Annotated in this window: 11 protein-coding genes and 1 riboswitch; of the genes, 6 read left to right on the forward strand and 5 right to left on the reverse strand. The window is 46.1% G+C overall.

The features are described from left to right. Nucleotides 1–65: 65 nt before the first annotated feature. The gene (locus tag D5S11_RS03610; protein ID WP_007410172.1) at nt 66–911 is read left to right on the forward strand and encodes a glucosaminidase domain-containing protein; all 846 of its coding nucleotides are present in this window, start codon (nt 66–68) and stop codon (nt 909–911) included. 33 nt (nt 912–944) lie between these two features. On the opposite strand, the gene ktrA is transcribed toward D5S11_RS03610, so the two are convergent. The 3 genes from ktrA to cudC all read right to left on the reverse strand — a co-directional run bounded on the left by ktrA (nt 945) and on the right by cudC (nt 3,030). Next, on the reverse strand, nt 945–1,613 hold the full coding sequence (ktrA, locus tag D5S11_RS03615; RefSeq protein ID WP_007410171.1) for a potassium uptake protein KtrA: 669 nt from the start codon (nt 1,611–1,613) through the stop codon (nt 945–947). 163 nt (nt 1,614–1,776) lie between these two features. Then, entirely contained in the window at nt 1,777–2,316 is a 540-nt protein-coding gene (gene bslA / locus D5S11_RS03620; protein WP_003152178.1) for a biofilm surface layer hydrophobin BslA, read from the reverse strand. Between the two features lie 159 nt (nt 2,317–2,475). After that, nucleotides 2,476–3,030, reverse strand: a complete 555-nt coding sequence (gene cudC / locus D5S11_RS03625) for a transcriptional regulator GbsR (RefSeq protein ID WP_007410170.1) — start codon at nt 3,028–3,030, stop codon at nt 2,476–2,478. 200 nt (nt 3,031–3,230) lie between these two features. Here cudC and betB point away from each other — a divergent pair, with 200 nt between their 5' ends. The 3 genes from betB (at nt 3,231) to D5S11_RS03640 (ending at nt 6,582) form a co-directional block, all read left to right on the forward strand. Continuing rightward, nucleotides 3,231–4,703, forward strand: coding sequence for a betaine-aldehyde dehydrogenase (gene betB / locus D5S11_RS03630; protein WP_014418720.1), 1,473 nt, complete (start codon nt 3,231–3,233; stop codon nt 4,701–4,703). Between the two features lie 17 nt (nt 4,704–4,720). Beyond that, a complete protein-coding gene (gbsB, locus tag D5S11_RS03635) occupies nt 4,721–5,929 on the forward strand; it encodes a choline dehydrogenase (RefSeq protein ID WP_003152181.1) in 1,209 nt (402 codons plus the stop codon). A gap of 71 nt (nt 5,930–6,000) precedes the next feature. Then, nucleotides 6,001–6,582, forward strand: coding sequence for an MOSC domain-containing protein (locus D5S11_RS03640; protein ID WP_003152182.1), 582 nt, complete (start codon nt 6,001–6,003; stop codon nt 6,580–6,582). A 1-nt stretch (nt 6,583) separates the two neighbouring features. On the opposite strand, the gene D5S11_RS03645 is transcribed toward D5S11_RS03640, so the two are convergent. After that, entirely contained in the window at nt 6,584–7,072 is a 489-nt protein-coding gene (locus tag D5S11_RS03645) for a DinB family protein (protein WP_047936062.1), read from the reverse strand. A 146-nt stretch (nt 7,073–7,218) separates the two neighbouring features. Between D5S11_RS03645 and D5S11_RS03650 the strand changes: the two genes are divergently transcribed. Continuing rightward, the gene (locus D5S11_RS03650) at nt 7,219–7,749 is read left to right on the forward strand and encodes an NfeD family protein (RefSeq protein ID WP_007410165.1); all 531 of its coding nucleotides are present in this window, start codon (nt 7,219–7,221) and stop codon (nt 7,747–7,749) included. 19 nt (nt 7,750–7,768) lie between these two features. Beyond that, nucleotides 7,769–9,298, forward strand: coding sequence for a flotillin lipid rafts scaffold protein FloT (locus D5S11_RS03655; RefSeq protein ID WP_020954289.1), 1,530 nt, complete (start codon nt 7,769–7,771; stop codon nt 9,296–9,298). Nucleotides 9,299–9,328: 30 nt separating this feature from the next. On the opposite strand, the gene thiT is transcribed toward D5S11_RS03655, so the two are convergent. Further along, nucleotides 9,329–9,910, reverse strand: coding sequence for an energy-coupled thiamine transporter ThiT (thiT, locus tag D5S11_RS03660; protein ID WP_012118271.1), 582 nt, complete (start codon nt 9,908–9,910; stop codon nt 9,329–9,331). Between the two features lie 100 nt (nt 9,911–10,010). After that, nucleotides 10,011–10,111, reverse strand: a riboswitch (TPP riboswitch). Nucleotides 10,112–10,284: the final 173 nt, after the last annotated feature.

Below are 10,284 nucleotides of genomic sequence, written 5' to 3' on the forward strand. Positions count from 1 at the left end.
GAAATTTTCATCAATGACCAGTAAAATTATAAATCTAGTGATTCCGGAATTAAAGGAAGGTTGATATGAAAAAGAAAGCAAAGACCAAAAGGGGGCTTGGGTGCCTTTTTGCTGTATCTCTTATATTCGGATTATTTCTGGTATCAATGGTGTTTTCGAAATTCATAGTGACGGAAGAAAAACCGCCTGAAGAGGTGGACGAGCAGCAGGTCTTTATTGACAGCCTTTCCGGGCATGCTCAGATTTTATATGAGAAATATCATGTCCTTCCGAGCATCACCCTCGCACAGGCCATTCTCGAATCGGACTGGGGGAACAGTGAGCTTGCGGGGAAAGCGCGCAACCTGTTCGGTGTAAAAGGTGATTATAAAGGAAAACACGTCACGATGAAAACGGATGAATTTGAAAAAGGAAAACGAAAAACGATTCGGGCAAAATTCCGTAAATACAGCACGTTTTTTGAATCAATGGATGACCATGCCAAATTATTTGTCAACGGAACGTCTTGGAATAAAAAGAAGTATAAGCCTGTCATTGAAGCGGACAATTATAAAACAGCGGCGGCTGCCCTTCAAAAATCCGGCTACGCCACAGACCCCGGCTATGCTGAAAAAATTAAAGATGTCATAGAAACCTATAACCTGAATGAATATGACAAAATCAATGCCTCTCTTAAAGCAGTTGATATGAAAGGCGCCATCAAAGACCACGCCATTGAAGACGTGTGGTCCAAGCCGTCAAAAGAGCGGCATTCTATTAAACTGGCATCGGCGCAAAAGTTTACCGGCCAGCATATTAAAGTCGTATCTGAAAAACAAAACGGAGAATCCGTCTGGTACCAAATTCAAGTGAAAGATGAGCTGATCGGCTGGGTTGACCAAACCGCCGTCCAGTTAAGTGAAGAAACATAAGCATCAAAAAAAGCCGGCAGCCCGCCGGCTTTTTTACATTCCTTCAGTTTCAAACCTTTTAATATCACGTTTATGCCCCATCAGCACAAGGCAGTCACATTCATGAATGACAGTCTCCGGAGAAGGGGACAGCTGAATGTCGCCGTTATGTTTCACGGCGAGAATGCTGCAGCCGAATCTGGCCCGGACGCCGAGCTCAAGAATGGATTTTAAATGCAGCTTTTTCGTGGCTGAAAGCTCCACGATGCTGTATTCATCTGACAAATCAATATAATTTAAGACGTTTTCATCCGAAAGGCTTTGCGCAATCCGCACGCCCATATCCTTTTCGGGATGGATAATACGATCAGCACCGATCTTTTCAAGCACTTTGTGATGATAATAGTTTTGTGCTTTCACCCAAATATTAGGGATGTTCAGCTCCTTCAATAACAGCGTCGTCAGCGTGCTTGCCTGAATGTTGGCGCCGATTGCTACGATGACATATTCAAAATTTCTGATGCCGAGCGACTGAAGCTCGCTTTCTTCCGTTGAATTTGCCCGCACAGCATGCGTGGCATAAGAGGAGTATGCGTTGACCCGCTCTTCGCTGATATCGACCGCAAGCACCTCATGCCCCATTTTAAAAAGCTCTTTACAGATGCTTCCGCCGAAACGTCCGAGTCCGATGACGGCAAATTGTTTATTTTTGATTTTTCCCAATCCTCATAACTCCTTAAGAAACTGTTTTCGTCACTCCAAATACAACAAACAAGAATGTACTCCTGTTTCAAGGGTTTGTCAATGCGAGGGCCGGAAGAAAGAAAACAGCACGAAAAAAGACCGGCTGACAAGCGATGGGCTTGTGCCGGTCCGTTTTTCGCAATTATTTGCAGTTGCAAGGCTGTGTCGGCGGTGTGCTGCGTTTTTGAACAACAATTGTGTCCTCAGCATAGAATTTAGAGCCGATGCTTAATGATTTATTTTCTGCACGGAACTTATATGTACCTGCAGCAGGCAATGTTTTATTATTAAGAGAAAGCTTAAATTCCGCTGCGCCGAGCAAATCAATGTTTAACGGAAGTCTGACTGTTTTGCCGTTATTCAGAATCTGTCTTTCACGCAAAGCGTGTCCGTTGACTGTATCTTTTGTTGTAGCCGCAAATCCGCTAGGAAGGGTAAATTCCATAACGCCTAAGCTCAGGATCGTGTTCGGACGGTACGTCAATTCGATATCAGAAAATGACCATTCCTGCTGGCTGGCACCTGTATATTTTGCAAATAAGGTAGCAGTCGCTTTCGTGGACATTTCCGGCTCGTGAACGGTTGAGCCTGACTCAGCGGCGAATGACGCTGTCGGCAGAGAAAGAAGCAAAACCAGGCCGAATAAACTTGCCATGACAGTTGAGAAAAACTTGTGTTTCATTTTCATAAATCCCCCTAAAAAAAATTTGCTGGTTGTTCTTAAAAAAGAACGACCATACCTATAAAAATTTACCATCAATTTTAATGGAAGTAAATGGGGTTATGTTCCTATATTTTCTCAAAAATAATCAAATCACGACAAAAAACGCCTGATTTTGATTCAGGCGTTTTTTTCGTCCGTTTCTATCGGAATAAATTTAAAAATCTCCCCGCTCTGAACCGAGTCAGCGAGACGCTTCAGCCAATGATAATAAGCTTTCGAACTTTCAAGCTGATCATATAACTGCCGCGCTTCTTCCTGTAATTCCGCGTTGCCTTCCTCGGCCAGCAAAACGGACTGCAAATCCGCCTGGGCCTGTTCGATGGCGGACAAATTCACCTGAACTTCACGATCCCATTTCGGCGGGAAGAAATTCGTGAAAAACGTAAAGAAATCTTTTTCCGCTACAAACGTATGCTTCCGTGTGCCGCGGTGAAAGGTTTTTTTGACCACATTTAAATCCTGCAGCTTTTTGACGCCTGTGCTCATACTCGGTTTGCTCATCTGCAGTTCCTCACGCATTTCGTCAAGCGTCATTTCATCCCTCATATACATTGTTCCGTATAAAATCCCGACACTCCGGGTGATTCCGTAAAGATCCATCGTCTCTGCAATGGAATCAATGACAAGATCCCTGGCTTGTTCTATAGCTGCGAATTCTGGATTCTCATCCATACTGTCCCTCTTTTCCTCTTGAAGTTTAAATTTGTTAAGTCATTTCTTTATGTTCTTAATCTTAACGAATCATGACAAAATGTCAAAATCTAAACGGACTGACCGGGTTTTGACAGGTAAAAAAACATGTGTTAAATTAATATTGTTAAAAACATTAAATTTTTATTTAACAAACTTACTTTTCGGTAAGGAGGACTCTTATGAGCAAAACGCTTTATATCGGCGGCGAATGGATCAGTGCAGAAAAAAAACAGACGCGCCGTATCATTAATCCATTTAATCAAGAAGAAATTGCAACGGTATGCGAAGGAGACCGGGATGATGCGGTGAAAGCCATCGCCGCAGCCAGAAAAGCATTTGATGAAGGGGAGTGGCCGGTGCTTTCCGGGCTCGAGCGCGGACAATTTGTTCTGAAAATTGCGGAATTAATCAGACGCGATCTGAACGAATTAGCTGAGCTGGAATCGCTCGATACAGGAAAAACGATTGAAGAAAGTAAAGCCGATATGGATGATATCGCAAATGTATTTCAATATTATGCCGGTTTGGCGGATAAAGACGGAGGCGAGGTCATTTCATCTCCGATTCCCGATTCCGTAAGTAAAATCGTCAGAGAGCCCATTGGCGTATGCGGACAAATTACGCCGTGGAACTATCCGCTCCTTCAGGCGAGCTGGAAAATCGCTCCCGCTCTTGCGGCCGGAAACACGATCGTTTTAAAGCCGAGCGAGATTACTCCGCTGACAACCATTAAAGTCTTTCAATTAATAGAAGAAGCCGGTATTCCGAAAGGGGTCGCCAATCTCGTGCTGGGGCCGGGCGCCTCTGTCGGCGACGAGCTGGCGAGAAACCTCGACGTCGATTTGGTCTCTTTTACGGGCGGAATTGAAACAGGCAAAAAAATCATGCAGGCGGCAAGCGGCAATGTGAAAAAGATTGCTCTGGAGCTTGGCGGCAAAAATCCGAATATCGTATTCCAAGATGCAGATCTCGAAACAGCTGCAGATCAAGCGCTGAACGCCGTGTTTTTCCATGCCGGCCAAGTATGTTCGGCAGGGTCCCGTCTTTTGGTGGACGAAGCCATTCATGATGAATTTTTAGCCGAGCTGATCAAGCGCACGAAACGCATCAAATTAGGAAACGGTTTTCATGAAGATACGGAAAGCGGTCCGCTGATTTCCGCCGAGCATCGGGCCAAAGTCGAAAAATACGTAGAAATCGGCATCGAAGAAGGGGCAAAACTGGAAACAGGCGGCAAACGTCCTGATGATCCCGCCCTTCAAAACGGTTTCTTCTATGAACCTACTATTTTCTCAAACTGCAAGTCTGATATGCGGATAGTCCAAGAGGAGATCTTCGGCCCCGTTTTAACAGTTGAATCATTTTCTTCTGAAGAAGAAGTGATCAGACTTGCCAACGATACCATTTACGGGCTGGCCGGAGCGGTATGGTCGAAGGATATTGAAAAATGCGAACGCGTAGCCGCCAAACTGCGGATGGGAACGGTATGGATCAATGATTTCCACCCGTATTTCGCGCAAGCGCCATGGGGCGGGTACAAACAATCGGGCTTCGGCCGCGAACTCGGCAAAATCGGTCTGGAAGAATACACGGAAATCAAACATATTTACCGCAACACGAAACCTGCGGCTGTGAACTGGTTTCAAGCATAACGAGGAGGAGATACAATATGACATTAAATATGAAAGTAGAAAGCATGCATAAATTCCATACATTCGAAATCCCGACAGTCATTAAACACGGAATCGGTGCGATTCAGCACGCGGGAAGTGAAGTCAGAGCGCTTGGCGTCACAAAAGCGCTGCTCGTAACAGACCCGGGAATTTATAACGCAGGAGTGGCAAACCCAGTCATTGAATCTTTGCAGGAAGCGGGCATCGAAGTCGTCCTGTTTAACAAAGTGGAGCCGAACCCGCCTGTACGTCTTGTAAACGAAGGATCAGAACTGTATAAAAAAGAAAACTGCAACGGTCTTGTGGCTGTCGGCGGCGGAAGCTCCATGGATACAGCGAAAGCCATCGGGGTAGAAGCGACACACGAAGGAAGCGTGCTTGATTATGAAGCCGCGGAAGGCAAAAAGCCGCTGGAAAACCGTATTCCTCCGCTGACAACGATCCCGACGACTGCGGGAACAGGTTCAGAGGTCACACAATGGGCGGTCATTACAGATGAAGAAAGAGAATTTAAATTCAATACGGGCGGACCGCTTATCGCCGCGCATTTAACGGTCATTGACCCTGAGCTGCACACGTCCATGCCTCCGCATGTGACGGCCATGACAGGTATTGACGCACTTGCGCACGCCATCGAGTGCTATACGATGAAATTCGCGCAGCCGATCACTGATGCCGTCGCTTTAATGGCCATTGAATATGCGGCGCATTATATTAAGCGCGCGTTTGCGGACGGAGAGGATTTGGAAGCAAGATACGGCATGGCGCAGGCGGCGATGCTTGCCGGCCTTTCATACGGCAGTGAATCAGCAGGCGCGGCGCATGCGATGAGCCAGACGCTCGGCGGCATCATCCCTGTCGCTCACGGACAATGCGTCGCAGCTATGATGGGGCCGGTAATGGAATACAACTGGAAAGGCTATCCGGAAAAATTCGCCCGCATCGCCAAAGCATTCGGAATCGATACAAGCAACATGACAACCGAAGAAGCGGCAAAAGCGTCCGTCAACTGGATGTATGATCTTGTAAAAGATTTAGAGGTGCCGAGTTTAGAAGAACAAGGTGTGTCTCCGGACATGATTGAACGTTTATCAAAAGAAGCCATGAAAGATCCGCAAACTTTCGGAAATCCAAGAGATTTGAATGAGAAAGCATACAACTGGATTTACAAACGCTGCTTTGACTTAACGCCGAAAACGGTATAATAAATGAACCCCGCTCCTTTACAGAGCGGGGTTTTTTAAGGATAATGTCAAGAAAAAGGCGGTGGTGGCTGATGTGGAAACGCATAACAGCAAAGACGGAAGGCGTATATATAGCGGATACCGAACAATTTGTTACCAAAAAGATGGACAAGCTTCGCGCGGAATACGGCGGGTTCCCCGGTGACTTGCATTTCGGACTGACAAAAAAGGCCGGCGCGCGTGAGCCGATGTATGAAAGAGGAACAGAAATTTTTAACCGGAGACAGATTTCAATCGTGTCCATGGAGGAATGTGATGACATTGCGGAGAAGATGGGGATTTCTCATATCTTTCCCGAATGGCTCGGCGCTAACATCGCAATCAGCGGTTTTTCTGCACTGACGCCGCTTAAAGAAGGAAGCAGAATGATATTTCCAAGCGGTGCGTCTCTGTTGTGCGAGGGAGAAAATGATCCGTGCATTCAGCCGGGAGAAGTCATTCAATCCTTTTATCCGGATCAGCCAAAACTCGCCGCGGCGTTTGTGAGGCACGCGATGGGCAGAAGAGGAATTGTCTGTATTGTTGAACGCCCGGGTGACATATGCACGGGCGATGCGGTCACCATCCATTCTTATGAACCGAAACGCGCCAAGAAAAAAATCGAGAAGGTCTGACTCAGACCTTTTCGATTTTTTGTTTGATTTCTTTTATTTGATTAATGTGACGCTTTTCATGATGGCCGATAAAATCAATCCACTGGCGGATCGTCAGTTCTTGAAAAACAGGATGCGGAAGCACACGTTCAAAGTCTTCCTCGTTTAATGATGAAATAACTGCGGTCAGCTGCTGTCTTGCCGTATCTAATTCTTGTTTTGCTTCAATGACTGATAATCGGTTTTGCTCAGGTTCGAGGTGTGACGGCGCCGGCCGTTTATCTGTTCTGTCCTCTATAAACTCCATCGGTTTTTCTTCTATTTCTTTTAACGGTGCGTCTTTTGCCTGCTTTGATAAAAGGGTCTGCGCTGTTTCGTCAATTTTCTTTAAATGGTCAAGGACTTCCCGCACGCTCCACTCATCAGCCGCGGGCTTTCGGTTGAATTCCTCATCAGAGAGTCCTTTCAGTTCTTCCCAGATCTGCTGTCTGGCTTCATTAAAAATGCTCATCCTATCTCCTCCTTTAGAGTAAACATATCATATCCGGATTGGATAATCATGTAATCAGCCTTCCTTATCAGAAAATTGAAACCATTTACCTTTACATCCGTATATAAAGTAACACTCCGACACCTCGGCCGAAAGGAGGATAGAAGATGGACATATTTCATCTGCCGCTTGAAACGGTCTATCTTTACACATTGATTATTTCGGGAAGCCTCACGCTTTTGATTCTGTTTTTTCAAGATGTGTTTCACGGCCTCTCGGAAGCCATTCCTGTTTCATTTTTAAACCCTGCATTGATTCTGTCTTTTTTAACAATCTTTTCAGCCTCAGGTTATATCGGCGAAATCGCCGCTCCGCTATCAAGTTCTGTCATTGCGTTGCTTTCATTTGTTCTTTCGGTTCTTTTGGTCAGCCTGCTTCACTTCTTCGTCCTTGTCCCGCTTTCATCAGCGGAAGAATCGCTCGCTTATCGGGAGACGGATTTAAAGGGCAGAGTCGGCAGGGTCATTACTTCCGTCCCGAAAGACGGCTATGGAGAAGTGATCATAGAGGGAATAGGGGGCGCCATTTCTAAATCAGCCGTCAGCTTTGATCAAGAACAGATCAAGTACGGAACTGCCGTATTAGTGATTGACGTGAAAGACGGAGTGCTTTTTGTGACGCCGCATGAACCAATCTGATATCTAAGGGGGAACTGTTATGACTATGCCGATTATCATCGTTATCGGAATCGTATTCTTTTTACTCATCGCACTTATTGCTGTATTTATTACGAAGTACCGGACGGCGGGGCCGGACGAAGCCCTTATCGTGACCGGAAGTTATTTGGGAAATAAGAACGTCCACATTGATGAAGGCGGAAATCGTCTGAAAATCGTCCGGGGCGGGGGAACGTTCGTGCTCCCGGTATTCCAGCAGGCAGAACCTCTCAGTTTACTGTCAAGCAAACTTGATGTCTCTACACCCGAAGTCTATACAGAGCAAGGCGTGCCGGTAATGGCCGACGGAACCGCCATTATTAAAATCGGAGGCTCTATCAGTGAAATCGCAACAGCAGCTGAACAATTTTTGGGGAAATCTAAGGAAGACCGTGAGCAGGAGGCGCGGGAGGTGCTGGAAGGCCATCTGCGCTCCATCCTCGGCTCCATGACCGTTGAAGAGATTTATAAAAACAGGGAAAAGTTTTCTCAGGAAGTCCAGCGGGTCGCGTCTCAGGATCTTGCTAAAATGGGGCTCGTGATCGTTTCTTTTACGATTAAAGACGTCCGCGATAAAAACGGCTATCTTGAATCATTAGGTAAGCCGAGAATTGCCCAAGTCAAGCGGGATGCGGACATTGCCACGGCAGAAGCGGATAAAGAGACGAGGATTAAACGCGCGGCCGCTGATAAAGATGCAAAAAAATCAGAGCTGGAGCGGGCGACGGAAATAGCTGAAGCGGAAAAAATCAATCAGCTGAAAATGGCGGAATACAGAAGAGAGCAGGATACAGCAAAAGCCAATGCCGACCAGGCATATGATCTTGAAACAGCAAAAGCCCGCCAGCAGGTGACAGAGCAGGAAATGCAAATTAAAATTATTGAGCGGCAAAAGCAGATTGAATTGGAGGAAAAAGAAATTCTGCGCCGTGAGCGCCAATATGACTCTGAAGTGAAGAAAAAAGCCGATGCTGACCGTTACTCGGTGGAACAAGCGGCCGCGGCCGCAAAAGCGAAGCAGCTCGCAGAAGCGGATGCCGAGCAGTACAGCATCGAAGCGATGGCCAAGGCGGAAGCAGAACGCGTGAGAATTGACGGTCTTGCTAAAGCAGAGGCTGAAAAGGCGAGAGGAGAAACCGAAGCGGAAGTCATCCGCCTGAAAGGTCTCGCAGAAGCGGAAGCTAAAGAAAAAATCGCCGAAGCATTCGAAAAATACGGGCAGGCTGCAATCCTTGATATGATTGTGAAAATGCTGCCTGAATATGCGAAGCAAGTCTCAGCGCCTCTTTCCAACATTGATAAAATAACCGTCGTTGATACGGGAGGAAGCGGTGAAAACGGCGGGGCCAATAAAGTCACAGGCTACGCAACCAATTTAATGGCCGGTCTTCAGGAAAGCTTAAAAGCATCTTCCGGAATCAATGTAAAAGAGCTTATTGAGAATTTTTCAGGCAAAGGCAACATAAAACAAAGTATAAATGAACTTACAAAAGAACTGAGTGATTCGAACGAACGGCACAGCCCGGAATAAAAAAACAGCAGGCGTAAACCGCCTGCTGTTTCAGTTCGTCCGCTTAGCTTCAAGAAGCCGCGGCGCAGTCATGAATAATAAGATAAGGACAATGGCCGAAAGGATAAAAGAAGGAATCATATAAGTCGCGTTATAGACGGACGAATAAATCCATACCGGCGTGCCTTTCGGAGCATAGCTTCCGAAAAAGACCGCTCCGGAGACCACATGTGCCGCATAGCGCAGCACACTGCCGATGAAAACACCGCCTATAACATACATCGTTAAAGCGCCTCTTTTTTTATTCAATGCCGATTCCCGTACACCGGAAGCAAACAAGCCGCTGAAACCGAGAACTGCAAAGGCCGCGATGTAATCAAGAAATAGCTGGACCGGGTGCTGCAAAAACAAATTGCCGATGGCGATCTGGACAATCCCTGTCAAAAAGCCTGTCGTAAGCCCGGCTTTCACTCCCCAGCGGAATGAAATCAAAAAAATCGGAATCATCATAATAGAGACCGAACCGCCTTGGGGCATCCGGAGAAACATACCTGAGACAATGTCCAGAATGACAGCCGCCCCGGTCATAATCGCTATTTCAATTAAGCGCACAAGCCGTGTTGAATGATTCATAGTTTTCCCCCTGGTCAGACAACCGTAACAAGGATAAACAAAAAAGCAGCGCGGGGAAGGATGGGAAAAGGTCCGCGCGCTGCTTGCATAAACTGCAAATCATTTGGCTTTGCCACATCCCTACGCCAGCGTTAACTAACAGGTTCAAAGGGTCAGAACAAAATGTTCACTCTCAGCTTTAATGCTCCCCTTGTGGTCATCAAGTATTTAGTTCAATCTTACTATACAAGAAAATATGCCAAACCACAAGACAGCTTATCTTTCTATAGAAGAGAAACTGAAATAAGTATTAAAGAAAATAATTAATGATTTTTTTAAAAAAACTATTGTCATATTTTCAAAAGGGTGTTATATTATTAAACGTCGCTGATGAA

This window comes from Bacillus sp. L75, assembly GCF_003676355.1.
Lineage (GTDB): Bacteria > Bacillota > Bacilli > Bacillales > Bacillaceae > Bacillus > Bacillus velezensis.

Bases quoted from the DNA above. Each gene is read 5' to 3' on its own strand.
- bslA (WP_003152178.1), bottom strand. From the start codon at position 2,316: ATGAAACACAAGTTTTTCTCAACTGTCATGGCAAGTTTATTCGGCCTG.
- D5S11_RS03655 (WP_020954289.1), top strand. From the start codon at position 7,769: ATGACTATGCCGATTATCATCGTTATCGGAATCGTATTCTTTTTACTC.
- D5S11_RS03650 (WP_007410165.1), top strand. From the start codon at position 7,219: ATGGACATATTTCATCTGCCGCTTGAAACGGTCTATCTTTACACATTG.
- D5S11_RS03645 (WP_047936062.1), bottom strand. From the start codon at position 7,072: ATGAGCATTTTTAATGAAGCCAGACAGCAGATCTGGGAAGAACTGAAA.
- gbsB (WP_003152181.1), top strand. From the start codon at position 4,721: ATGACATTAAATATGAAAGTAGAAAGCATGCATAAATTCCATACATTC.
- D5S11_RS03610 (WP_007410172.1), top strand. From the start codon at position 66: ATGAAAAAGAAAGCAAAGACCAAAAGGGGGCTTGGGTGCCTTTTTGCT.
- cudC (WP_007410170.1), bottom strand. From the start codon at position 3,030: ATGGATGAGAATCCAGAATTCGCAGCTATAGAACAAGCCAGGGATCTT.
- betB (WP_014418720.1), top strand. From the start codon at position 3,231: ATGAGCAAAACGCTTTATATCGGCGGCGAATGGATCAGTGCAGAAAAA.
- thiT (WP_012118271.1), bottom strand. From the start codon at position 9,910: ATGAATCATTCAACACGGCTTGTGCGCTTAATTGAAATAGCGATTATG.
- D5S11_RS03640 (WP_003152182.1), top strand. From the start codon at position 6,001: ATGTGGAAACGCATAACAGCAAAGACGGAAGGCGTATATATAGCGGAT.